This is a genomic window from Pseudomonas vancouverensis (genome assembly GCF_004348895.1).
Lineage (GTDB): Bacteria > Pseudomonadota > Gammaproteobacteria > Pseudomonadales > Pseudomonadaceae > Aquipseudomonas > Aquipseudomonas vancouverensis.
The window spans coordinates 213,600-237,760 of sequence record NZ_RRZK01000030.1 but is presented as its reverse complement, the minus strand read 5'-3'; the positions used below and the strand labels follow the sequence as shown (position 1 = coordinate 237,760).

25 protein-coding genes are annotated in these 24,161 nt (G+C 59.5%); 9 read left to right on the top strand and 16 right to left on the bottom strand.

What is annotated here, in order from left to right; genetic code table 11:
- The first annotated feature begins 57 nt into the window (after window positions 1–57).
- Window positions 58–594, top strand: a complete 537-nt coding sequence (locus EIY72_RS23290; protein WP_093230102.1) for a GspH/FimT family pseudopilin — start codon at window positions 58–60, stop codon at window positions 592–594.
- Here the strand turns inward: EIY72_RS23290 and ispH are convergent.
- The 6 genes from ispH to murJ all read right to left on the bottom strand — a co-directional run bounded on the left by ispH (window position 571) and on the right by murJ (window position 8,049).
- Complete coding sequence (gene ispH / locus EIY72_RS23285) at window positions 571–1,518, bottom strand: 4-hydroxy-3-methylbut-2-enyl diphosphate reductase (RefSeq protein ID WP_093230100.1); 948 nt, start codon at window positions 1,516–1,518, stop codon at window positions 571–573. The two genes, EIY72_RS23290 and ispH, sit on opposite strands and share 24 nt — an antisense overlap.
- A gap of 129 nt (window positions 1,519–1,647) precedes the next feature.
- Complete coding sequence (gene fkpB, locus EIY72_RS23280) at window positions 1,648–2,085, bottom strand: FKBP-type peptidyl-prolyl cis-trans isomerase (RefSeq protein WP_197678884.1); 438 nt, start codon at window positions 2,083–2,085, stop codon at window positions 1,648–1,650.
- 7 nt (window positions 2,086–2,092) lie between these two features.
- On the bottom strand, window positions 2,093–2,605 hold the full coding sequence (gene lspA, locus EIY72_RS23275; protein WP_093230096.1) for a signal peptidase II: 513 nt from the start codon (window positions 2,603–2,605) through the stop codon (window positions 2,093–2,095).
- On the bottom strand, window positions 2,598–5,429 hold the full coding sequence (ileS, locus tag EIY72_RS23270; RefSeq protein ID WP_093230094.1) for an isoleucine--tRNA ligase: 2,832 nt from the start codon (window positions 5,427–5,429) through the stop codon (window positions 2,598–2,600). The genes lspA and ileS overlap by 8 nt, the downstream gene beginning before the upstream one ends.
- A 13-nt stretch (window positions 5,430–5,442) precedes the next feature.
- Window positions 5,443–6,381 (bottom strand): bifunctional riboflavin kinase/FAD synthetase, encoded by a 939-nt coding sequence (gene ribF, locus EIY72_RS23265; RefSeq protein WP_162276453.1) that lies wholly within the window; start codon window positions 6,379–6,381, stop codon window positions 5,443–5,445.
- 129 nt (window positions 6,382–6,510) lie between these two features.
- On the bottom strand, window positions 6,511–8,049 hold the full coding sequence (gene murJ / locus EIY72_RS23260) for a murein biosynthesis integral membrane protein MurJ (protein ID WP_093230090.1): 1,539 nt from the start codon (window positions 8,047–8,049) through the stop codon (window positions 6,511–6,513).
- Window positions 8,050–8,301: 252 nt separating this feature from the next.
- Between murJ and rpsT the strand changes: the two genes are divergently transcribed.
- Window positions 8,302–8,574, top strand: a complete 273-nt coding sequence (gene rpsT / locus EIY72_RS23250; RefSeq protein WP_011336008.1) for a 30S ribosomal protein S20 — start codon at window positions 8,302–8,304, stop codon at window positions 8,572–8,574.
- Between the two features lie 121 nt (window positions 8,575–8,695).
- Here rpsT and EIY72_RS23245 read toward each other — a convergent pair whose 3' ends face one another.
- From EIY72_RS23245 to rplU, 5 genes are all read right to left on the bottom strand, one after another.
- Window positions 8,696–9,160: a CreA family protein gene (locus EIY72_RS23245; protein ID WP_093230088.1), complete on the bottom strand. Its 465-nt coding sequence runs from the start codon at window positions 9,158–9,160 to the stop codon at window positions 8,696–8,698.
- 12 nt (window positions 9,161–9,172) lie between these two features.
- On the bottom strand, window positions 9,173–10,291 hold the full coding sequence (gene proB, locus EIY72_RS23240) for a glutamate 5-kinase (protein WP_093230086.1): 1,119 nt from the start codon (window positions 10,289–10,291) through the stop codon (window positions 9,173–9,175).
- Window positions 10,292–10,414: 123 nt separating this feature from the next.
- On the bottom strand, window positions 10,415–11,638 hold the full coding sequence (cgtA, locus tag EIY72_RS23235; RefSeq protein WP_093230084.1) for an Obg family GTPase CgtA: 1,224 nt from the start codon (window positions 11,636–11,638) through the stop codon (window positions 10,415–10,417).
- Window positions 11,639–11,835: 197 nt separating this feature from the next.
- Window positions 11,836–12,093, bottom strand: coding sequence for a 50S ribosomal protein L27 (rpmA, locus tag EIY72_RS23230; protein ID WP_003281574.1), 258 nt, complete (start codon window positions 12,091–12,093; stop codon window positions 11,836–11,838).
- A 35-nt stretch (window positions 12,094–12,128) separates the two neighbouring features.
- The gene (gene rplU / locus EIY72_RS23225; protein ID WP_007950961.1) at window positions 12,129–12,443 is read right to left on the bottom strand and encodes a 50S ribosomal protein L21; all 315 of its coding nucleotides are present in this window, start codon (window positions 12,441–12,443) and stop codon (window positions 12,129–12,131) included.
- A gap of 240 nt (window positions 12,444–12,683) precedes the next feature.
- On the opposite strand from rplU, the gene EIY72_RS23220 reads away from it, so the two are divergent.
- The 3 genes from EIY72_RS23220 (at window position 12,684) to EIY72_RS23210 (ending at window position 14,558) form a co-directional block, all read left to right on the top strand.
- A complete protein-coding gene (locus EIY72_RS23220; RefSeq protein ID WP_093230082.1) occupies window positions 12,684–13,652 on the top strand; it encodes a polyprenyl synthetase family protein in 969 nt (322 codons plus the stop codon).
- A gap of 125 nt (window positions 13,653–13,777) precedes the next feature.
- Window positions 13,778–14,119, top strand: coding sequence for a zinc ribbon domain-containing protein YjdM (locus EIY72_RS23215; RefSeq protein WP_093230080.1), 342 nt, complete (start codon window positions 13,778–13,780; stop codon window positions 14,117–14,119).
- Between the two features lie 181 nt (window positions 14,120–14,300).
- Window positions 14,301–14,558, top strand: a complete 258-nt coding sequence (locus EIY72_RS23210; RefSeq protein WP_093230078.1) for a PA4570 family protein — start codon at window positions 14,301–14,303, stop codon at window positions 14,556–14,558.
- Window positions 14,559–14,689: 131 nt separating this feature from the next.
- Here the strand turns inward: EIY72_RS23210 and bamJ are convergent, their stop codons facing one another.
- The 3 genes from bamJ to EIY72_RS23195 all read right to left on the bottom strand — a co-directional run bounded on the left by bamJ (window position 14,690) and on the right by EIY72_RS23195 (window position 16,341).
- Complete coding sequence (gene bamJ / locus EIY72_RS23205) at window positions 14,690–15,307, bottom strand: BamJ family beta-barrel-assembly machinery protein (protein WP_093230076.1); 618 nt, start codon at window positions 15,305–15,307, stop codon at window positions 14,690–14,692.
- Between the two features lie 121 nt (window positions 15,308–15,428).
- The gene (locus EIY72_RS23200) at window positions 15,429–15,719 is read right to left on the bottom strand and encodes a DUF6482 family protein (RefSeq protein WP_093230074.1); all 291 of its coding nucleotides are present in this window, start codon (window positions 15,717–15,719) and stop codon (window positions 15,429–15,431) included.
- A gap of 133 nt (window positions 15,720–15,852) precedes the next feature.
- The gene (locus EIY72_RS23195; RefSeq protein ID WP_075948384.1) at window positions 15,853–16,341 is read right to left on the bottom strand and encodes a TIGR00645 family protein; all 489 of its coding nucleotides are present in this window, start codon (window positions 16,339–16,341) and stop codon (window positions 15,853–15,855) included.
- Between the two features lie 170 nt (window positions 16,342–16,511).
- Here EIY72_RS23195 and EIY72_RS23190 point away from each other — a divergent pair, with 170 nt between their 5' ends.
- Window positions 16,512–18,341: a hypothetical protein gene (locus EIY72_RS23190; RefSeq protein WP_093230072.1), complete on the top strand. Its 1,830-nt coding sequence runs from the start codon at window positions 16,512–16,514 to the stop codon at window positions 18,339–18,341.
- 6 nt (window positions 18,342–18,347) lie between these two features.
- Here the strand turns inward: EIY72_RS23190 and EIY72_RS23185 are convergent, their stop codons facing one another.
- Window positions 18,348–18,689, bottom strand: coding sequence for a PA4575 family protein (locus EIY72_RS23185; protein ID WP_093230069.1), 342 nt, complete (start codon window positions 18,687–18,689; stop codon window positions 18,348–18,350).
- On the opposite strand from EIY72_RS23185, the gene EIY72_RS23180 reads away from it, so the two are divergent.
- The gene (locus EIY72_RS23180) at window positions 18,688–18,945 is read left to right on the top strand and encodes a hypothetical protein (RefSeq protein WP_093230067.1); all 258 of its coding nucleotides are present in this window, start codon (window positions 18,688–18,690) and stop codon (window positions 18,943–18,945) included. The two genes, EIY72_RS23185 and EIY72_RS23180, sit on opposite strands and share 2 nt — an antisense overlap.
- Before the next feature lie 54 nt (window positions 18,946–18,999).
- Here the strand turns inward: EIY72_RS23180 and EIY72_RS23175 are convergent, their stop codons facing one another.
- Complete coding sequence (locus EIY72_RS23175) at window positions 19,000–21,438, bottom strand: Lon protease family protein (protein WP_093230065.1); 2,439 nt, start codon at window positions 21,436–21,438, stop codon at window positions 19,000–19,002.
- Window positions 21,439–21,700: 262 nt separating this feature from the next.
- Here EIY72_RS23175 and EIY72_RS23170 point away from each other — a divergent pair, with 262 nt between their 5' ends.
- Window positions 21,701–22,189 carry a DUF3015 domain-containing protein gene (locus EIY72_RS23170; RefSeq protein WP_008058249.1) on the top strand — a complete coding sequence of 163 codons (489 nt, stop codon included), beginning with the start codon at window positions 21,701–21,703 and terminating at the stop codon, window positions 22,187–22,189.
- Window positions 22,190–22,279: 90 nt separating this feature from the next.
- Entirely contained in the window at window positions 22,280–24,133 is a 1,854-nt protein-coding gene (locus EIY72_RS23165) for an Lnb N-terminal periplasmic domain-containing protein (RefSeq protein ID WP_093230062.1), read from the top strand.
- Window positions 24,134–24,161: the final 28 nt, after the last annotated feature.

The window sequence follows — 24,161 nt, the reverse complement described above, 5'->3', positions numbered from 1 at the left end:
TACCCTCAGCTATACCTGCCATTACACGCTCGAACATCACTCCAGGGAGGGAGAAACATGCGACAACAAGGCTTCGGCTTGATCGAGCTGCTTATGGGACTGACGATTACCGGGATTGTTCTGCATCTGGTCAGCCCGATGTTCGGAGAGATGATTGCATCCAGTCGCCGCGAACAAGCTGCGAGATCGCTTGCCAGCGGGATCAACAGCGCCAGAAGCGAGGCTATTGCCCGCAACCAGAACGTGATGGTGCACGGGATAAATGGTGACTGGGGCCAAGGCTGGCGAATCATTCTGGACGTGAGCGGCCAGGGTCATGACGACAGCGATAACCCGCTGCTGATCGAACGCCGTAGCGGCACTCGGCTGCCGGTTTTCGGCAATCTATACGTGAGGACGTCCATTCGGTTCAGCCCGTTGGGTGAACCTGTGGGGGGTGGCTTTCAATCGGGAACGTTGCATGTCTGTGCAACGCGTGAAGCGCTAAGCCAGTACCAAGTGGTACTGGCGTCTTCCGGTCGAGTCAGCCTGCGCAACGATCGGGTTGCACAGGCACTCTGCGAGGGCGGGTCAAATCAGCGAGCGGACGCGTAGTTCCTTGGGCATCGAGAAGGTGATGTTCTCTTCACGACCGGCCAGCTCGTCGGCGCCGGTAGCGCCCCAGGCCTGCAACTGCTGGATCACGCCACGTACCAGAACTTCAGGTGCAGAGGCGCCGGCGGTGATACCGATGCGCTCGACGCCTTCGAACCAGCTCTGTTGCAGGTCTTCAGCACCGTCGATCAGGTAGGCCGGCGTCGCCATGCGCTCTGCCAGTTCGCGCAGACGGTTGGAGTTGGAACTGTTCGGGCTGCCGACCACCAACACCACATCGCACTCGTCGGCCAATTGCTTGACGGCGTCCTGACGGTTTTGAGTGGCGTAGCAGATGTCGTCCTTGCGCGGGCCACCAATGGCCGGGAAGCGCGTACGCAAGGCGTCGATCACCCGGCTGGTGTCGTCCATCGACAGCGTGGTCTGGGTCACGAACGCCAGTTTTTCCGGGTTGTTGACCTGCAGTTCGGCCACATCTTTTTCGTCTTCGACCAGGTAGATCGCCCCGCCATTGCTGGCATCGTACTGGCCCATGGTGCCTTCGACTTCCGGGTGACCGGCATGGCCGATGAGGATGCATTCACGGCCGTCACGGCTGTAACGGGCCACCTCGATGTGCACCTTGGTCACCAGCGGACAGGTGGCATCGAACACTTTCAGCCCACGACCCGCGGCTTCCGTACGCACCGCCTGGGAAACACCATGAGCACTGAAGATGACAATGACGTCGTCCGGTACCTGGTCCAGTTCTTCAACGAAGATCGCACCACGGGCCCGCAGGTCTTCGACCACGAACTTGTTGTGGACCACTTCGTGTCGCACATAGATCGGCGGCCCGAAGACTTCCAGGGCGCGGTTGACGATTTCGATCGCCCGGTCCACGCCGGCGCAGAAGCCACGGGGGTTGGCGAGTTTGATTTGCATGCTGTGCCTCGTGTCTTGCCCTGTAGGAGCGAGCTTGCTCGCGAAAAACTAAAGGACAACGCGTTCATCTAGTAGAACGCGTATTCGTTAACGATCATCGCGAGCAAGCTCGCTCCTACAGAAAAGCAGTTACAGCGCTTTGACGGAGATGATTTCCACGTCAAAGGTCAGCGTCTTGCCTGCCAGCGGGTGATTGAAGTCGACAGTCACCTGCGCGTCATCGAACTCTTTCACCACGCCCGGCAATTCAGTATTGGCCGCATCGTTGAAGATCACCAGCAAACCCGGCGACAGCTCCATGCCCGCAAACTGCGAACGCGGGATGACCTGCACGTTTTGCGGGTTCGGCTGACCAAAAGCGTTTTCCGGTTCGATGCTCAGGGTACGCTTGTCACCGCCCTTGAAACCAAACAGAGCCGCCTCGAAACCTGGCAACAGGTTGCCGTCACCAACCTTGAAGGTCGCCGGGGCCTTATCGAAGGTGCTGTCCACTGTGTCGCCGTTCTCCAGGCGCAATGCGAAATGCAAGGTGACTTCCGTGTTCTGGCCGATGCGTTGCTCAGCCAATACCTGTTCAGTCATGAACGGCTTCTCCGGTTTTTTTACTTTTGAACATATCCAGTGCCAGCATGATGGCACCGACGGTGATTGCACTGTCGGCAAAGTTGAACGCCGGGAAATACCAGCGGTTCTGCCAATGCACCAGGATGAAATCGATTACGTGGCCCAGGGCAATGCGGTCATACAGGTTACCCAAGGCGCCACCGAGGACCAACGCCAAGGCGACGGCCAGCCAGGTTTCATTGCGCCCAAGACGCTTGAGCCACACCACCAGCACCGCACTGACCACAATGGCAATCAGCGCGAACAGCCAGCGCTGCCAGCCAGAACTGTCAGCCAGGAAGCTGAACGCCGCGCCGGTGTTATAGGCCAGGGTCCAGCTGAAGTAATCGGGAATGATCACGATCTGCTGGTACATCGCGAGCTTGCCCTCGAAGTAAAACTTGCTGGCCTGGTCAATGACCAGGACCAGCAAACTCAACCAGAGCCAGCTCAGCCGTCCGAAACGGCCAACGGCATTAGGCATAGTGACGAACCTCGCCGGCGCCGCTGATGTTGTCCACGCAACGGCCGCAGATTTCCGGATGTTCCGGGTTCACACCAACGTCTTCACGGCAGTGCCAGCAACGGGCGCACTTGGCGAAGGACGACTTGACGATCTTCAGCTTCAGACCACCGACTTCGGTGGTGACTGCATCCGCCGGGGCCTGAACAAACGGCGCCACGCTGGCGGTCGAAGTGATCAGCACGAAGCGCAATTCGTTGCTCAGCTTGGCCAGGTCGGCGCTCAGCGCATCTTCGGCGAACAGCGTCACTTCAGCTTGCAGGTTGCCACCGACGGCTTTCGCCGCACGCTGGATTTCCATCTCTTTGTTGACCGCCACTTTTACTTCCATGATGCGATCCCAGTAGTCGCGACCCAGCTCGAAGCCTTCCGGCAACTCGGTCAGGCCTTCGTACCAGGTGTTGAGCATCACCGATTCGTTGCGCTCGCCCGGCAGGTACTGCCACAACTCGTCGGCGGTGAACGCCAGGATCGGTGCGATCCAGCGCACCAGCGCTTCAGAGATGTGGAACAGCGCGGTCTGGCAAGAACGACGGGCCTTGCTGTCGGCGCCGGTGGTGTACTGGCGGTCCTTGATGATGTCCAGGTAGAAACCACCAAGCTCCTGCACGCAGAAGTTGTGGATCTTCGAGTAGACGTTCCAGAAACGGTATTCGCCGTAGTGCTCTTGCAGTTCGCGTTGCAGCAGCAATGTACGGTCCACGGCCCAACGGTCCAGTGCGAGCATTTCTTCAGCCGGCAACAGGTCGGTGGCCGGGTTGAAACCGGTCAGGTTGGAAAGCAGGAAGCGCGCGGTGTTACGGATACGCCGGTAGGCGTCCGCACTGCGTTGCAGGATCTGCTCGGAAACGGCCATCTCACCGGAGTAGTCGGTCGAAGCCACCCACAGACGCATGATGTCGGCGCCCAGGGTGTCGTTGACTTTCTGCGGCGCGATCACGTTGCCCAGGGACTTGGACATCTTGCGGCCGGACTCATCGACGGTGAAACCGTGGGTCAGCAGCTCGCGGTACGGCGCGTGGTTGTCGATGGCGCAACCGGTCAGCAACGAGGAGTGGAACCAGCCACGATGCTGGTCGGAACCTTCCAGGTACAGGTCGGCGCGTGGACCGCTTTCGTGGCCCATCGGGTGTGAACCGCGCAGCACATGCCAATGCGTGGTGCCCGAGTCGAACCAGACGTCGAGGGTATCGCTGATCTTGTCGTACTGCGGCGCTTCGTCACCGAGCAGCTCGGCGGCGTCCATCTTGAACCAGGCCTCGATGCCTTCGACTTCAACGCGCTTGGCCACTTCTTCCATCAATTCGACGGTACGTGGGTGCAGTTCGCCGCTTTCCTTGTTCAGGAAGAACGGGATCGGCACGCCCCAGTTACGCTGACGGGAGATGCACCAGTCCGGACGGTTGGCGATCATCGAGTGCAGGCGCGCCTGGCCCCAGGCCGGCACGAACTTGGTGTCTTCGATAGCCTTGAGCGAACGCTGGCGCAGGGTATCGCCGCTGGTTGGCTCTTTGTCCATGCCGATGAACCACTGCGCAGTGGCGCGGTAGATCAGCGGGGTCTTGTGCCGCCAGCAGTGCATGTAGCTGTGTTCGATGACGGTGGTGTGCATCAGCGCACCGACTTCAGTCAGCTTGTCGACGATGGCCGGGTTGGCCTTCCAGATGAACTGGCCGCCGAAGTATTCCAGCGACGGCACGTAAACGCCGTTGCTCTGCACTGGATTGAGAATGTCATCGTTGACCATGCCGTATTTCTTGCAGGTCACGAAGTCGTCCACGCCGTAGGCCGGAGCGGAGTGAACCACACCCGTGCCGGCGCCCAGTTCCACGTAGTCGGCCAGGTATACCGGCGACAGACGGTCGTAGAACGGGTGACGGAAGTTGATCAGCTCCAGCGCTTTACCGGTGGTGGTCGCAACCACCGAACCCTGCACACCGTAACGGGTCAGGCACGCTTCGACCAACTCTTCAGCCAGCACCAGCAGCTTGTCGCCGACGTCGACCAGGGCGTAGTTGAACTCCGGGTGAACGTTCAGCGCCTGGTTGGCCGGGATGGTCCACGGGGTGGTGGTCCAGATCACGATGGCGGCAGGCTTGGCCAGCGACGGCAGACCGAAGGCCGCGGCCAGTTTGGCCTCATCGGCAATCGGGAACGCCACGTCGATGGTCGAGGACTTCTTGTTCTCGTACTCGACTTCCGCCTCGGCCAGGGCCGAACCGCAGTCGAAGCACCAGTTCACAGGCTTCAAGCCCTTGAACACGAAGCCGCCCTTGACGATTTCAGCGAGGGCACGGATTTCGCCGGCCTCGTTCTTGAAGTCCATGGTCTTGTACGGATTGGCAAAATCACCCAACACGCCCAGACGAATGAATTCGGATTTCTGCCCTTCGATCTGCTCGGTGGCGTAGGCACGGCACAGTTCGCGGGTCTTGTCCGCGCCCAGGTTCTTGCCGTGGGTCACTTCGACCTTGTGCTCGATCGGCAGGCCGTGGCAGTCCCAGCCCGGAACATAAGGCGCGTCGAAGCCCGACAGGGTCTTCGAGCGGATGATCATGTCCTTGAGAATCTTGTTCAGTGCGTGACCGATATGGATCGTACCGTTGGCGTACGGAGGGCCGTCGTGCAGGACGAACTTCGGACGATCCTTGCCAATCTCGCGCAACTTTCCGTACAGGCCAATACTGTCCCAGCGCTGCAGGATCTGCGGTTCGCGCTGTGGCAGGCCGGCCTTCATTGGGAAGGCGGTGTCCGGAAGGTTTAGCGTGGCTTTATAGTCGGTCATTTAAGGCTCTTCATTAGCGATGGGCGCTAGGTGCGGCTAGTGCACGGGCGGCGGCGACATCCGCGTTGATCGCCGTTTTCAGCGCCTCCAGAGAGGCGAAACGCTGCTCTTCACGCAGCTTGTGGTGGAAAACCACCGTTAAACGCCGGTCATACAGATCGCCGGCAAAATCTAAAAGATGCACTTCCAGGTGGGCTTTGCCATCACCTTGAACCGTGGGCCGTACGCCGATGTTGGCGACGCCGGGCCAGGTCTTGCCGTCGATGTCGACGTCAACCAGGTAAACCCCGGTGAACGGCACGCGACGGCGCTTGAGTTGAATGTTGGCAGTGGGCGTACCCAATTGCCGGGCGAGCTTCTGACCATGCAATACGCGACCGGCGATCCGGTACGGTCGGCCCAGCAGGCGCTCGGCCAGGGCAAAATCGGCAGCGGCCAGGGCATTGCGGACCTGGGTACTGCTGACACGAATGCCATCCAGCTCGACGGTTTGCGCCGCCTCCACGGTAAAACCCTGGAGAACGCCGGCCTGCTGCAGGAAATCAAAGTCGCCTACGCGGTCGCAGCCGAAGCGGAAGTCATCACCGACCTCCAGATGCTGCACGCCAAGGCCATCGACCAGGATCGTGTCGACGAATTCGCTGGCGCTGAGCTTGCTCAGGCGCTGGTTGAATGCCAGGCACAACACGCGGTCAACGCCTTCGGCAGCCAACAATTGCAGCTTGTCACGCAAACGGGCCAGACGGGCCGGCGCGGTATCCGGCGCGAAAAATTCTCGCGGCTGCGGCTCGAAAATCACCACACAACTGGGCACGCCCAACTCCAGCGCACGCTCACGCAGCCGCGCCAGGATAGCCTGGTGGCCACGGTGTACACCGTCGAAGTTGCCAATAGTGGCGACACAGCCCCGATGCTGGGGGCGCAGATTGTGGAGGCCTCGAACCAGCTGCATAACGCGCTTCTTGCTCATAAAGTGGTCGATTATAACCACACCCGGCGGCCGACGACAGGCAACACCGTCATCCAAAGTGATCGGGCCGACAAAACCGTCGGCCCGCCCGTGTTTATCGAGGCCTGAACCTCAACCCAGCGCCTTGCGATTGAAGTCACGCAAGCGGAAGCCCAGCAACACTAACATGCCGAAATAGGCAACCACACCCGCCACCACCAAAGCCCCCAGCCGCATGAAGCGTTCGAGCATGTGCCCTTCGCCCCAGGCCGGCATGAAATGCATCAAGCCCAGCAGCACCGCCGACATCACAGCCACAGCGACCAGCAACTTGCAGGCGAATTTCGCCCACCCTGGTTGTGGCTGGTACATCTGCTGCTTGCGCAATTGATAGAACAGCAACCCCGCATTGAGACAGGCGCCGGCACTGATTGCCAGCGCCAGCCCGGCGTGCGCCAGCGGACCGATCAGCAACAGGTTGAACAGTTGCGTGACCACCAGCGTGAAAATTGCGATCTTTACCGGTGTACGGATGTTCTGTTGCGCATAAAAGCCTGGCGCCAGCACTTTAATCACAATAATCCCGAGCAAGCCGACCGAATAGGCGATCAGCGCTCGCTGCGTCATTGCCGAATCGTGCGCCTCGAACTGCCCGTACTGGAACAGTGAAACGGTCAGTGGTTCGGCAAGAATCCCCAACGCCAGCGAACATGGCAGCACCAGCACAAAACACAGGCGCAAGCCCCAGTCGAGGATGCGCGAGTACTCGTGGCGATCCTTGTTGGCATAGGTCTTGGCCAGTGTCGGCAGCAGAATCGTGCCCAAGGCCACACCCAATACCCCGGACGGCAACTCCATCAACCGGTCGGCGTAATACATCCAGGACACCGAGCCTGCGACCAGGAACGAGGCAAAGATGGTGTTGATGATCAGCGAAATCTGGCTCACCGAGACCCCGAGGATCGCCGGCAGCATTTGCTTCATTACCCGCCAGACCCCGCTGTCACGCAGGTTCAGGCGCGGCAGCACCAGCATGCCGATCTTTTTCAGGTGTGGCAGCTGATAGAGCAACTGCGCCAGACCGCCCGCCAGTACCGCCCAGCCCAGCGCCATGACCGGTGGATCGAAGTACGGCGTCAGGAACAGCGCAAAGATGATCATGCTGACGTTGAGCAGGGTCGGCACGAAGGCCGGCACCGAAAAGCGGTTCCAGGTGTTGAGAATCGCGCCGGCCAGGGACGACAGGGAAATCAGCAGGATGTACGGAAAGGTCACCCGCAGCAGGTTGGACGTGAGTTCGAATTTTTCCGGCGTGTCGGTAAAGCCCGGCGCGGTCACCCAGATGACCCAGGGCGCGGCGATCATGCCCAGCGCCGTCACCAGCGCCAGCACCAGAGTGAGCAAGCCCGAGACATAGGCAATGAAGGTTCGCGTCGCCTCCTCGCCCTTCTGGCTTTTATATTCAGCCAGGATCGGCACGAATGCCTGGGAAAACGCCCCCTCGGCGAAGATCCGCCGCAACAGATTGGGCAGTTTGAAGGCGATAAAGAAGGCGTCGGTCGCCATCCCGGCGCCAAATGTGCGCGCGATGAGGGTGTCACGAACAAAGCCCAGAATCCGGGAAAGCATCGTGATAGAGCTGACGGCGGCCAACGATTTGAGCAGATTCATTGAAAGAGTGAGTGCCTGTCGATAAACAGCAGGCGAACAATGCGCCCACTTGTGCGATACTCCGCGCCGCAACAGCACAGAGCCAAAGCTCGCGAGTTTACAGGTCAAGCGCCGGAAAGAAACATCCCGCCTCTTTAGATCGACCACTCAGCGGAACGCATCAACCGCCCTTGACAACACATCAACTCATCGGCATGATTCGCGGCCTATTTTGTTTGCTATTTCCTAAAAAGTCTTTCGAGGAGCTCGACGGTGGCCAACTCACCTTCCGCCAAAAAACGTGCAAAACAGGCTGAGAAGCGTCGCAGCCACAACGCCAGCCTGCGTTCCATGGTTCGTACCTACATCAAGAATGTAGTTAAAGCCATCGACGCAAAAGACGCTGAAAAAGCTCAAGCTGCATACGTTCTGGCTGTGCCAGTTATCGACCGCATGGCCGATAAAGGCATCATCCACAAGAACAAGGCTGCTCGTCATAAGAGCCGCCTGAATGGCCACGTCAAGGCACTGAAAGCTGCTGCCTAAGCGACGTAGTCATTAAAAAACCGACCTCAGGGTCGGTTTTTTATTGCCTGCGATTCGGCGAGAGCACTGCACAAAACAATGTGGGAGCAAGCTCCCACAGTGAACCTCTACAAATTTCGACTTATTGTGCGTGCGGCCACGGCAAAATCGGTATCGCCGTCACCGCATTCTGCGGGCTACCCTCGATCAGGCGATCGCTATATACCAGGTAAACCAGCGTATTGCGCTTCTTGTCGAGAAAACGCACCACCTGCATGGTCTTGAACACCAGCGAGGTGCGCTCCTTGAACACTTCATCGCCGTCCTTGAGCTCACCCTTGAAGCTGATCGGCCCAACCTGTCGGCAAGCGATGGACGCCTCGGCACGATCTTCCGCCAGACCCAGACCACCCTTCACACCACCAGTCTTGGCACGTGAAAGGTAGCAGGTCACGCCTTCAACCTTCGGATCATCAAATGCCTCGACGACAATTCGGTCATTGGGACCGACGAACTTGAACACCGTCGACACCTGACCGACTTCCTCGGCCGAAGCCAGCAGCGGCATCGCCAGCAGCAACCCCATCAAGCCTTTTGCCACGCGCATTCAGATATTCCCTCAGACCAGAATCAGGTTATCGCGGTGAACCAGTTCCGGCTCCGCCATGTAACCCAACAGACCGACAATCGCATCAGACGATTGGCCGATGATTTTTTGCGCTTCCAAGGCACTGTAGTTGGCCAGGCCACGGGCGATTTCTCGACCGTCTGGCGCCACGCACACCACCATCTCGCCGCGACGGAAGCTGCCCTGGACCAGCTTGACGCCAACCGGCAGCAAGCTCTTGTGATCCTCGGACAACGCTTTCACAGCCCCTGCATCCAGAACCAGCGTGCCACGGGTTTGCAGATGCCCCGCCAGCCACTGCTTGCGCGCCGCCAGCATACCGCGCTCCGGCGAGAGCAAAGTGCCGATGCGCTCGCCCGCCTTCAGGCGATCCAGAACCCGCTCAAGGCGCCCACCGACAATGATCGTGTGCGCCCCGGAACGCGCCGCCAACCGCGCCGCACGCAACTTGGTCTGCATGCCGCCACGCCCCAGCGCGCCACCGGTACCACCGGCAACCGCATCCAGTGCCGGATCATCAGCGCGCGCCTCATAGATCAACTGGGCATCCGGATTGTTGCGCGGATCAGCATCGAACATACCGTCGCGATCCGTGAGGATCACCAACAGGTCCGCCTCAACCAGGTTGGCCACCAGCGCCGCCAGGGTGTCGTTGTCACCAAAACGGATTTCGTCGGTGACCACGGTGTCGTTTTCATTGATCACCGGAATCACTTTCAGCTCGACCAGCGCACGCAGGGTACTGCGGGCGTTCAGGTAGCGCTTGCGATCGGACAGGTCGTCATGGGTCAGGAGAATCTGCGCTGTATGCCGGCCATGCTCGGCAAAGCTCGACTCCCAGGCCTGCACCAGCCCCATCTGACCGATTGCAGCGGCAGCCTGGAGCTCGTGCATCGCACTGGGTCGAGAGGTCCAGCCCAGGCGACTCATGCCGGCCGCCACCGCCCCGGAGGACACCAGCACCAGCTCGACACCCGCCTCATGCAGAGCCACCATCTGCTCCACCCAGACACCCATTGCCGCGCGATCCAGGCCTTTGCCGTCCGCCGTCAGCAAAGCGCTGCCGATCTTCACGACCCAACGCTGCGCACCTGTCACCTTGCTCCGCATCATCTTCAACCTTAGCTTGAGGACAGCGCGACCCGGCGCTGCCCGTGACATTATTCTTGACCAACGATTTCCAGATACTAAAACGCCGCTCGATTGAGCGGCGCTTAAGTTTACTGCAACGAATCAGTCACGCACGTAAATGATTTCCGGACCGTCTTCATCATCCACATCTTCTTCGTCCCAATCATCGTCGCCGATGTCATGGACCGACTTCACGCCGCTGCGACGCAGGGCACGCTGGTCATCCAGCGCCTGCAACTGGGCACGCGCTTCGTCTTCGATGCGCTGATCGAGCTCGGCCAGCTCTTCCTTGTAGGCCGGGTCGTTAGCCAGGCGATCGGCACGATCTTCCAGGTAACGCATGATGTCGTGACACAGACGCTCGGTGTTCTGCTTGGCAATGGCCGAGATCACATAAACCGGACCGGTCCACTCCAGGCGATCAACGATTTCCTTGACGCGAGCATCGTGCTCTTCGTCGAGGATCTGGTCGCACTTGTTGAGGATCAACCAGCGATCGCGCTCAGCCAGGGACGGGCTGAACTTGGTCAGCTCGCTGACGATGACTTCAGCAGCGTCCGGCGCACTGGTGTCATCCAGCGGCGCCATGTCCACGAGATGCAACAGCAGACGGGTACGCGACAAGTGCTTGAGGAAGCGAATCCCCAGGCCCGCGCCATCGGAAGCACCCTCGATCAGACCCGGAATGTCAGCAACCACGAAGCTTTTCCAGCGATCGACACTGACCACACCGAGGTTTGGCACCAGCGTGGTGAACGGGTAGTCGGCGACTTTCGGCTTGGCGGCCGACACCGAACGAATGAACGTACTTTTACCGGCGTTCGGCAAGCCCAGCAGACCGACGTCAGCCAGCACTTTCATTTCCAGCTTCAGATCACGCTGCTCACCCGGCTTGCCGGGGGTCGTCTGACGTGGCGCACGGTTGGTACTGGATTTGAAACGGGTGTTGCCCAGACCATGCCAGCCGCCATGGGCAACCAACAGCTTCTGGCCGGCCTTGGTCAGGTCGCCAATCACTTCCTGGGTGGCCGAGTCGATCACCGTGGTGCCCACAGGCACACGCAGGATCAGATCCTCGCCTTTCTTGCCGGTGCAATCGGTGCTGCCGCCATTGGAGCCACGCTCGGCATCGAAGTGCCGGGTGTAACGGTAGTCGACCAGAGTGTTGAGGTTCTCGTCGGCCATCATGTAGATGGAACCGCCATCACCACCATCACCGCCGTTAGGGCCGCCGTTCTCGATGAATTTTTCGCGACGGAAGCTCATGCAACCGTTGCCGCCGTCACCGGCTTTTACTCGAATCGATACTTCGTCAACAAACTTCATTACACAACGCCTCTCGCCATACGGACGAGCCGAAAAACACTAAGACATAAGACTCTTGCAAAAATGAGCGCAGCGACCTCAATCAACGACCGCACAGTCCAGCGCGCCGACAGCCCATACAAACAGTTTTGCAAGAGACTCACCCCACAAACGAAAAAGCCCCGTCGCGAGACAGGGCTTTTCCAGCGATCGCGCTATTAAGCCGCGACTACGCTCACGTAACGACGACCGAAGGCGCCTTTTACTTCGAACTTGATCACGCCTTCGACTTTAGCGAAGAGAGTGTGATCTTTACCCATGCCAACGCCGTAGCCAGCGTGGAATTGGGTGCCGCGCTGACGCACGATGATGTTGCCTGCTTTGATAGCCTGGCCGCCATACATCTTCACGCCAAGGCGTTTGGCTTCTGAGTCGCGACCGTTACGGGTACTACCACCAGCTTTTTTGTGTGCCATGAGTTCAATTCTCCTAGTGAGGAATTAGGCTGAAATTAAGCCTGAATACCGGTGATTTTGATCTCGGTGTACCACTGGCGGTGGCCCATACGCTTCATGTGGTGCTTACGGCGACGGAACTTGATGATGCGGACTTTATCGTGACGACCTTGGGAGATCACTTCAGCCACAACGGTAGCGCCAGCAACAACTGGAGCGCCGATATTCACGTCGTCACCGTTGGCAACCAACAGAACGCGATCAAAGGTAACGGATTCGCCGGTAGCGACTTCCAGTTTTTCGATCTTCAGGTATTCACCTGGGGCGACTTTGTACTGCTTGCCGCCAGTAACGATTACTGCATAAGACATGGTATTTCTCCGATAATCCTGCTCACCCAGCTCTTTATAAGAAGAGGTATTGGCTGGCATGGCTGCATGGGGCTGGAAGGCCCGCTTGCAATTGCGTAAGGCAGGTGCTGCCCAGGAAGTTCAGGGTGCGCGATTGTACGCAAGCCACGCTTGCCTTGCAAGGGGCCGTCCATCGCGCCTTGACACCCGCTGGCGTGGGTCCTAGCATGCCGCGCAACCCTTCTGGAGCAACTGTCTCTGATGCAACCCCAAGCTTTCTACCGCGCGGTGGCGGACGATTTTAGCGCCGTCGACGGCATCATCAAGAAGCAGCTGACTTCCCGAGTGCCGCTGGTATCGAAAATCGGCGACTACATTACCTCGGCCGGCGGCAAACGCCTGCGTCCTCTATTGGTATTGCTGTGTGGCAAGGCACTCGGTCGCGAAGGCGACGAACTGCGTCTGCTGGCAGCCACCATCGAGTTCCTGCACACCGCGACCCTGCTGCATGACGACGTGGTCGACATGTCCGGCATGCGTCGTGGCCGCTCGACCGCCAATGCCATGTGGGGCAACGCGCCCAGCGTGCTGGTGGGCGACTTCCTGTACTCACGGTCTTTCGAAATGATGGTCGAACTGGGCTCCATGCCGGTGATGAAGATCCTTTCGCAGGCCACGCGCATCATCGCCGAAGGCGAAGTGCTGCAATTGTCGAAAGTGCGTGACGCCAGCACCACCGAAGAAACCTACATGGAAGTCATCCGCGGCAAGACCGCGATGCTCTTCGAAGCCTCGACCCACAGTGCGGCAGCCTTGTGCGAGGCAACGCCTGAACAGGCCGAAGCCCTGCGTACATTCGGTGATCACCTGGGTGTGGCCTTCCAACTGGTCGACGACCTGCTGGACTACAAGGGCGATGCGGAGACCCTGGGCAAGAACGTCGGCGACGATCTGGCCGAAGGCAAACCGACGCTGCCGCTGATCTTCACCATGCGCGAAGGCACGCCGGAGCAGGCCGCCCTGGTGCGCAAGGCCATTCAGAAAGGCGGGATCGAAGACCTCGAAAGCATTCGCGAAGCCGTGGAAGCCTCGGGTTCGCTGGAGTACACCGCGCAGTTGGCTCGCGATTACGTGGCCCGCGCAATCAAGTGCCTCGAAGCGCTGCCTGCCAGCGAATACCGCGACGCATTGGTCGAGCTGAGCGAGTTCGCGGTCGCCCGTACGCACTGACAAGACTGCAAAACCCTGTGGGAGCGAGCTTGCTCTCTGCCACAGGGTTTCCGGCACTCCCCCCTCCACGCCTAAAACCCTATACAATGTGCGCTTTTTAGCGATCCTGAATTCAAGGAGCTTTAGTGAGCACGTTGCCACCCTGCCCAAAATGCAATTCCGAATACACCTATGAAGACGGCGCGCAGCTGATCTGCCCGGAGTGCGCCCACGAGTGGTCCGCCGCCGGCGAATCGGAAACGGCGTCCGATGACGCGGTGAAGAAGGATTCGGTCGGCAATGTCCTGCAGGACGGCGACACCATCACCGTGATCAAGGACCTCAAGGTCAAGGGCACTTCCCTGGTGGTCAAGGTCGGCACCAAGGTGAAAAACATCCGCCTGTGCGATGGCGATCACGATATCGACTGCAAGATCGACGGCATCGGCCCGATGAAACTCAAGTCCGAGTTCGTCCGAAAAGTCTGAATCTGCTGTCAGCCATCCTGCGCTTCGTGCGGGATGGCCCCTCCCCTGGCTAATAGCAAAGCGCCAGCTGCGTTGACCTTACGCAATCTTTACCCGGAAAAAAGTCCAATCCGCCAATAGGCCTTTGCTATTTGATGAATAAGAATTATTCTCATCAAACCCTTCAATGGAGATGAGAACCATGACTTATCTGATCGATGCCTGGCTGGACCGCCCACACCCTTATCTGAGAATCCTGCACCGGGAAACCGGGGAAGTCTGTGCCGTTCTGGAAGAGGAAGCGCTGCACGAACTGCAGGACCAGGGAGACCTGGACCTCAATGGCTTGAGTTCCAGCGAACCGATGGTGCTCAAGGAAGTGGTGAGAAATCTGTTTCTGTTCTGCTACGCCCGAGCATTGCGCCCGTCGCACGATGTGCACCACAAGATCGAAATATGAGCGACACCGTAAAACTCTGCAGGAGCGAACCTGCTCGCGAAAAACTCAAGGACACCGCGCTCATTCAGAATGCCCGCGTTATCGTTGAAGTCCATCGCGAAGAGGTTCGCTCCTACAGGTAGAAAACAGTCTTACAGAACGTCAAGCAGCTCGACGTCGAACACCAGTACGCTGTGCGGCGGGATGCTGCCAACGCCTTGAGCGCCGTAAGCCAGTTCGCTCGGCACGTACAGACGCCATTTGCTGCCGGCATTCATCAGTTGCAGGGCTTCGGTCCAGCCGGCGATCACGCCGCCCACCGGGAATTCTGCTGGCTGGCCACGATCGTAGGAGCTGTCGAACACGGTGCCGTCGATCAGGGTGCCGTGGTAGTGAGTACGCACGGTGTCTTCACGGGTCGGCTTGGCGCCTTCGCCAGCGGTCAGCACTTCGAACTGCAGGCCGGAAGCCAGAGTGGTGATGCCGTCACGCTTGGCGTTTTCAGCCAGGAAAGCCAGGCCAGCACCGGCAGCGGCTTCAGCCTTGGCGGCCGCTTCGGCTTGCATGATTTCGCGAATGACCTTGAAGCTGGCGGACATTTCTTCCTGGCCAACGCGGCTAGGCTTGCCGGCGAAGGCGTCGGTCAGACCGGCCAGGATCGCGTCCAGGCTAACGCCTGGTGGCGGGTTGTCGCGCAGCTGGTCGCCCAACTGACGGCCAATGCCGTAGCTGACGCGGGTTTCGTCGGTGGACAGATTTACTTCGGACATGACACTGCTCCGCTGTGCGGACGGCCCGGGAACTGGCCGTGCGTGCACAGCGCGTCCCGGAGCGCCCGGAACCAAAAGGGCCAGCAGACTAGCACAGTTGTCATCGCGTTGATGAGGGGCGTCAGGTGATCGGCATCTTCAAGGGTTGCTCGATTTCGGCCACCAACCCGCACATCTCGTCATGAACCACGGTGTGCACCAGGTTGAAGTGCAGCTTGGGAAACGAGCGCAGCACTTCCCGAGCATGCTCGACCGAGCGCAGGCTCATCATGTGACCGTGGGTGTCGCTCAGCGGATAGGGCGCACCGTGCATCCGTGCCTCCAGTAGATAGATGCCCCCTTCCATGGAGATCAGGTTCAGCTCATCGACTTTGCCAGCGATGGCATAGGCATTCAGTTCTTGCAGGTTCATGGACGCACCTCACACGGTGGCGAGACTATTCCGCTACAGGGATATGCCTCGGCGCGTCAAAGCACAAGCCACAAACGACACCGCCCGTCTGTTTTGCAACAGACGGGCGGTGCGTTACGGCAACCGGCACTGATCAGTGCTTGGTGACTTTATCCAGGTAGCCCATGGCAAAGGCCGACACCACGAACGTCATGTGAATGATCACGTACCACTTCAGATGCTCCGGATCGACATTCTTGGCGTCCATGAAGATGCGCAGCAGGTGAATGGACGAGATTGCCACGATAGAGGCAGCCACTTTCATCTTCAACGACGAAGAATCCATGGTGCCCAGCCAGTTGAGTTTTTCCTTGCTGTCGTCGATGTCCAGTTGCGATACGAAGTTCTCGTAACCGGAGATCATGACCATCACCAGCAATCCGCCGACCAGTGCCATGTCGATCAGCGACAGCAGCACGAGAATCAGGTCCGACTCGGCCATCGAAAACACGTTGGGGATAACGTGGAAGACTTCCTGGAAGAATTTCAGCGCCAGTGCCAGCAAGCCGAGGGACAGACCGAAGTAGATCGGCGCCAGCAACCAACGCGAGGCGTACATTGCGTTTTCGATAAAGCGTTCCATTGAATCTCACATGTGGGCTTGAAAATGGCGCCGAGTATACCAGCCACCTGTCTATCCCCTGAAGCATCCAGAAACCGTTGGGGAAACCCGCCACCGGCGTCTATGTATCAAGGTTTTTCTGCTAGTGTCCAAAGCATGACCGCTCGGTTTTATCGGACAGGAAGATTGGAATGGATGTGCGATTGCCTTTAATGAGTGCCGGGATTGCCCTGGCGCTGCTGATAAGCGGCTGCTCACCCAGCGATGAAAAACGCGAGGTCAGCCTCGAAGAAAAAACGGCACAGTTCGAAAAGTCACTGGATGCGATCCAGGACCCGAAGCTCAAGGATGCTGTCTCCGAATTGGGCGGCTCACTGCTGCTACTTGAACGCGCCCAGATCAAGCTCGATAGCAAACCACTGGAAACCGAATACGGCGAAGATGCCCTCGCCATGCTCAAGCATTACCCCTCCCCCCAGGCCCTGGTCGACACTTACATCAACGGCCTGTTCGTGCTGCAGAAGGACTCCAGCTCCGATTACCTGACCGACCTGCAACCGGTTTTCCCCTTCACCTTCAGCGTTCCGGCTGCGTTTGTGTTTCCCCACGGCCTGGAATGGCAATCGGTGACCTTGAGCAACAAACGGGTGATTCCATTCCAGCCGGAATGGTCGGAAACCGACCCTGGCATCCAATTGAGCCCGTCGAGTTCCAACCTGACCAACCCCGATGACCTGACCGTCGCCTACCCCTTCATCGAGGGCCTCGACATCGACCGCAAGCGTCAACCACAACCGGTGAGCCTGCAGGGTAAAGTCGAAGTCATTGCGCCACGCCGTCTCTACAGTTTCGACCTGAGCAAACAGGACGTCGGCAAGACCCGCACCAATGACAACCTCAGCGTCACCCTGCTCAAGCTCGGCAACAACTACGCTGAAATCGAATACAACAACAGCGCGCCACTGGCAGCAGAGGTCAGTGAAACGCCGCTCAATCCGCTGATTGTCCAGGCTAAAGACCACACAGGACAGTTCATCACGCGCGCAGGCTCGATCAATGAAACGCCTGCGCAAATTGCCTTCTATCAAAAGCAGCTGGCGAAGATGCAGGAACAAAAAACCTGGACGGAGCCATTCGAAAAACAAATCGACGAAGAACAGCGCACCTTCGAGAAACAGCAGACCCGCCGCTACTCGAAGGTCTACTTCAACGGCGCGATAGACACCCTCGAAGTCAGCCTGTTGGACTTCTCAACGGCCACCGTGACCCGCAAGGACCTCGACCTGCCCGTACGCCGCTTCGAGCCCAACACCACCGAAAAAGCCATCCAGCCATTGGACCTGCCAGTGGTGGTGTATGACGACCAGGCCGCCAACTGGCTCAAAGGCGCAACCCTGAGTGAGGATCAACTGAAGAAAAACGTCACCATCAGTCAATCCGTCGACGACCCCAGCGCCGCGCGCATCGAGTTCAATCACCTGCGCAGCTTCAACGATGAGCTGCTGGGCACCTCGTTCAATCCCGGCGAGAGTCCGGTGAGTTTCTTTACCGAAGACAACCATGGCAAACGTGACGAGCCGATCGAGTTGCCGCCGGAGGCTTACCAGATCGACCCCTTGAACGGCGTCATCACTTACGACCTGAACCTGTTTCCGGAAACCCCGGCCTACGCGGTGGGCTCGATGCCCTTGTTCCTGGCCACCATCGACAAGAAGACCCTCGACGCCCGGCAACTGCCCAAAGGGCTTGAGCTCAAGGGCAATGCGTTGATTGTGGAGATGAAGGAGTTTCCCGCCCAGGACTGGCGCTTTTTCGCCAAAGACGACAATGGCAATTACCTGAAAGAAATTCTATCGGTCAGCCATGATGCGGCCGAACAGGGCCCGGCGCTGTTTGCCGTGCACTATTTCTATGGTCAGCCGGCACACCTGGAAGCCTATCAGCGCACAGACCTCGCCACCGTGGAATATGGTTTCGAGGTCAAACTCGACAAGGCCGACGCGTCACGCCTCGATCAATAGCGCGACTCAATGCTCGGGGCGAAATTCGAAACCACCGCTGTGACGACTGCGCCCACCGTTCATTTCCCGCAACTGGGCTTGCAGGTGCAGGCACCAGATTTGCGGATCGTCGGCCAGTTCATAGCCGTGCAGGGTCAGGCTTTCAACGATGGTGTCGAGAATGGTTTCAGCCGCAAACGGGCCGTGAAACGGGCCTTGCGCCTTGATGGCCGATGGCTGTTCGCCGGCCATTCCGGCGGCGAAGAGCAAGGTCCACATGCCGTTATCCCCCGCCAACGGGCGGATAGCGCACTCGATCCGGGTCACGAGACCCAAACATTGACGGGTGAGGCAAAGGTTGCGCGACATGGCGGCGACCCTCGGTAGAGCCGGTGTTCAGCCCTTACACGAGGGCTGTTTCGATCCTGTGATGGCTGTCGATATCCTTGAGCTGAGAATAGAAGAAAAGTCTGAACCGGCGGTCAGACAAGACCAGAAAGCGCCGAATGGTCATTGTGTGAATATTGACGTCATTTCGACGACGCTTTCCGCCATTTCAGCGAAAAAATACGGGAGCGAGCTTGCTCGCGATCAGGCACTTACCTGCAACCAATTGGTTGACTGAAAGGACGCCATCGCGAGCAAGCCGGCTCCCACAGGGGATGCCTTCAACGCAGAATCAGGCCGGCTTGGTTTCCGCCAACGCCTCTTGCGCCAACTCCTTCTCGGCCTCTTTCAGGTCCTCTTCGCTGATCATTTCCGCGATAACCCGCAAGCGCTCCACCACTCGCGCGTTCACGCTGCCTTCAGGGAATTCGCCATTCTCGTCCGGTGCCCCGGCCGGTTCGCCGACCAGCAGGCTCAAGGCCTCGTCAGCCTGACGCACCGCGTAGACATGGAACTGCCCCGCACGCACCGCCGCCAGCACTTTCTCGTCGAGCATCAGCGTCGCCACGTTGGCGTGAGGAATGATCGCGCCCTGCTCGCCGGTCAACCCGCGAGCCTCACAGAGCCGGAAGAAGCCTTCGATCTTCTCGTTGACCCCGCCCACCGCCTGCACTTCACCGAACTGGTTGATCGAGCCGGTGATCGCGAAACACTGCTTGAGCGGCGTTTTCGACAGGGCCGAGATGAGCGTGCACGCCTCACCCAACGACGCACTGTCACCGTCGACGTAACCGTAGGACTGCTCCAGGGCGATGCTCGCGGAAATGGCCAGGGGGAATTCCTGGGCGTAGCGACTGCCCAGATAACCGGTGAGGATCATCACGCCTTTGGAGTGAATCGGCTGGCCGAGGTTGACCTCTCGTTCGATGTCGACGATACCGCTGCCCCCCGGGTACACGGTCGCGGAAATCCGCGCCGGCACACCGAAGGCCGAATCGCCAACTTCCAGCACCGTCAGGCCGTTGCATTTGCCGACCGCTGCGCCATCGGTGTCGATCAGGATGATCCCGGCAAGCATGTCATCGAGAATCCGCGCTGAGACCCGACCGGTGCGCGTGGCCTTGGCCTTGAGCGCGCGCTCGATGTGGCCGGCATCGGTCATTTCATCCGCCGCCAGGTGACGGATGAAATCCGCCTCGCTGACCAGCTGGAACAGATCACCGATCCGCGCTGACAAGCGTCCCTGGTGCTCGGCGAGACGGGCGCTGTAGGTTGCCAGGCGCGCCACCGCATCCGCGGTCAGCGGCGCCATGCCCTCTTCGGAGGTGCGGGTTTTCAGCAACTGGGCGAACTGCTCGAGGCTTTCGTCGACCATCGGGATGTCTTCGTCGAAATCCACCAGGACGCGGAACATTTCCTGGAAGTCCGGATCGAGGTCCTGCAGCGTGTAATAGAGCTGGCGGGCGCCGATGATGATGACTTTGACCTGCAGCGGAATGTGCTGCGGGGTGAGGGTGACCGTGGCAAAACGGCCCATCTCGCCCAGCGGTGATTCCATCTTCAGCTTGCGCGATTGCAGGGCTCGCTTGAGCGCGTCCCACACGAACGGCTCGCTGAGCATCTTATCGGCTTCAAGAATCAGGAAACCGCCGTTGGCCCGGTGCAAAGCGCCTGGCCGAAGTTGACGGTAGGTGGTGTACAGCGCGCCCTGGTCGGTGCTGTATTCAATGCGCCCGAACAGGTTCTCGTAGGTCGGGTGCGGCTCGAACACCACCGGCGCGCCGCCGCTGGCCGAATGGCCGACCACCAGGCTCGGTGCGTACTGTTCCTCCAGCAACTTGCGGGCGACGGCGTCTGTCTTGCTGTCGTCCACCAGTTGCTCGACCACGGTCTTGAGCAGATACACCTGCATGGCTTGCAGGTAACCGCACACGGCGGCGTTCTCGGCGTACTTTTCCGACAGCGGCGCCAACAGCGGCTGCAAGGCCAGAGTGATGGTTTCTTCGTTGAGGCTGCGCAGCTGGTTGCTTGACTCACGCTTCCATTGCGGCAGGCTGGCGAGCTCTTCGTTCAGACGTTCCTCCAGCGCGGAGATGTCTTCGTGAAAACGCTCGCGCTCGGCTTCCGGCAACTGGGCGAACTCGGCCTCATCCAGCGCCTTGCCATCACTCATCGGGGTAAAGGCGATGTTGCTCGCGTCGCGGTAGAGCGCCACTTCCTTTTCCAGGGCCAGACGCTCGATGACATCCAGCGCCTTGTCGTAGCGCTGATTGAAGGCACGGTCGATGGCGCTTTTCTTCTGCTGGTAGGACGGATGCTCGAACACCGCCGGAAAAGTCGCCAGCAGGTTGTCGATCAAGCCGTTGATGTCGCCGATGAAATGGCCGGCAGTGCCGGAGGTCAATTCCAGGGCACGTGGCTCGCGCGGCTCATCGAAGTTGTTGACGTAGACCCAGTCCGCCGGGGTCTGCAGGCGCTTGCCTTCGGCCTTGAGGTAGCGTTTGACGAACGAAAACCGGCCGGTGCCGGGCTCGCCCATGACGAACACGTTATAACCGGGGCGTGGCATGGCCACACCGAACTGCAAGGCTTCGACCGCACGTTCCTGGCCAAGCACACCGCGAAAGGGCTCCAGATCATTGGTGGTAGAGAAGCTGAACTGTTCAGCGGAAAACGGACGGGTCAGCGCTTCGGGCGCTAGACGCAAGCTGGCAGCAACAGGATCAGGCATCGGGCTTCCTTAACAATCAGGCGGGGCAGATGGCAGCATTCTGGCGCTGCCCATGCCTGACTGGCAAGGAGCGCCGCAGGCCTGAGCATAGACAATCGGCCATCCCCGGGCAGACAGGCGCCAAAGCGCTGTTTCATGACGATTATTTTGCAAAAAAACGCGGAACCCCGTGATCGTGCCTAAACTCCAAACTGCGCGGCCGGGCTGTGCCCGGCCCATTGGCACCCCTCGTCCATTGGTACGCACACAAGAGAACAAAGCTATGAAACGGATTCTTCTCGGTACTCTCTTCACCGCTGTATCCATCAACGCCATGGCCCAAGCGCCAGGCGGCCCGGATTGCGGTTGGGGCAACATGCTGTTCGAAGGTCAGCGTGGTACTCCGGCTCACTTCCTCGCATCCACCACCAACGGCACCTCCGGCAACGCCACCTTCGGCATGACCTCCGGCACCAACGGTTGCTCGACCAACGCGTCGCTGACCTATGGCGGCAAGTCCTGGTTTGCCATGAATGGCATGATGAACGAGCTGTCCGAAGACATGGCCAAAGGCCAGGGCGAGGCGCTGACCACCTATGCCGTGGTACTGGGCGTGGCGCCGGAAGATCGCGCGCATTTCGCCGCCGTCACTCACGAGCATTTCCAGCAGATCTTCAGCAAGGCGGATGTCACCGCCGAAGACGTGCACACCAACACCCTGGCCGTTCTGAAGAACGATCCTCGTCTGGCCAAGTACGCCACCCAGGCATAAGCTCGACTCGCCCGCTTCTTCCGGGAAGCGGGTTTTGTTTTTTGGACCTCCCCCTCTTTGGGTCTTTTTCTCACGTATTAAGTTGCCACTATGCTCAAACGCCTCGCCTGGCTGGCGCTCTGTGTCTGCGCCCCGCTCTCTGCCGCGCCGCACATTGATCCTCAACGCTTGCAGCAACTGGCCAACGATCCGTTCTGGATTTCCCTGGGTCATTACGAAACCGCCAAGCTCGGCGGCTGGCGCAGCTATGTCAGTGACCGGAAGTTTTTCCTGGCCGCCGATGGCAACGAGCACCCGGACCACGAACTGGCCGCCACCGTGCAGGCGCTGTATGCCCCTGCCAGCGCCGGCGAGCAGCATGCGCAGTGCGTTTACCCGTCGCGTACGCGCTGGCTGAAGGAGCAGCTCAAGCTGAGCGACCTGCCGACGCTCGACTGCGCCGAGTTCAAGCAATGGTTCAAGGACGTGTCACCGGACAGCACGGTGATGATCTTCCCCGCGGCTTACCTGAACAGTCCGTCCTCGATGTTCGGCCATACCCTGCTGCGCATCGATCAGAAAGAGGCAAAGAGCGACAAGACTTCCCTGCTCAGCTACGCGATCAACTTCGGCGCCTACATCGAAGGCTCGGACAACAGCATCCTGTATGCCTGGAAAGGCTTGATGGGCGGCTACCCGGGCCTGTTCGCCATGGTCCCCTATCAGGAGAAGCTCTCGGAATACCGCAGCCTGGAAAACCGTGACCTGTGGGAATACCGCCTGAACCTGACGCAGGAGGAAACCGCGCGCATGGTCGAGCACGTCTGGGAGCTCAAGCAGATCAAGTTCGACTACTTCTTCTTCGACGAAAACTGCTCCTATCGCTTGCTGGAGCTGCTGCAAGTGGCGCGGCCCGGCCTGCGCCTGACCGAACAATTCCCGCTCACGGCCATCCCCACCGATACCGTCAAGGCCGTGAAAGACGCCGGGCTGGTAGAGTCCATCGTCTATCGCCCGTCGCGGGAACGCGAGCTGCTCAGTCGTGCCGAACCGCTGAATCCTGAAGAGCAGCAATGGGTACTGAAGGTCAGCGCCGACCAGCAGCAGTTGCAAGACCCTGCCTTCAAATCGCAACCCCGCGATCGCCAGGCGTTGATCATCGATGCCGCCTATCGCCTGGAACGCTACCGCGCCAACGGCCAGGAACGCGACCCGCAACGGGCCCAGCGCAGTTTCGAACTGCTGCGGGCGATCAACCGCAACCCGGCGCCGGAGCTGGACATCCCGCAACCCGGCCTGCCGGAGAACGGCCACGAGTCCCGTACCTGGCAACTGGGTGTCGGCACGCGGGGCGACAAGGCTTTCGGCGAATACGGCCTGCGCATGGCCTATCACGACCTCAACGACAATGGCGAAAGCTTCCCGTTGGGCGCACAAATCGAGATCCTGCAATTGAAACTGCGCCAGTACGAGGGCAACGACTGGCAAGTGCAACAACTGGATCTGGCGACCATCCGCTCGCTGACACCGCGCAACGAGTTGCTGCAACCGCTGTCGTGGCAGGTCACCGGTGGTCTGGAGCGGGTGCCGGGCAAACATGATGATCAGACCCTGGTCAGCCACGTCAATGGCGGCGGCGGTGGCACCTGGCAACTGGCGGACGACGTGCTTGGTTTTGCCCTGGGCACCGTGCGGGTCGAGCACAACAACGACTTCGCCGGGTTTATCGCCCCTGCTGCCGGCTTCAACAGCGGCGTGCTGTGGAAAAACCCGTTGGGTAACTTCAGTCTGGAGGCCAAGGGTGATTACTTCACCAATGGCGAGGTGCGCCGCAGCCTGAGCCTGAATCAGCAGTGGGAACTGTCGCGCAACCTCGGACTGCGGTTGAGCGCCCAGCGTGAGTTCAGTCATTTGGCGACCGCGGAAAACGAGGTGATGCTGGAGATGAAGTGGTATCACTACTGAATGGAAGGGTCGCCCAGGCGTCGTTTTC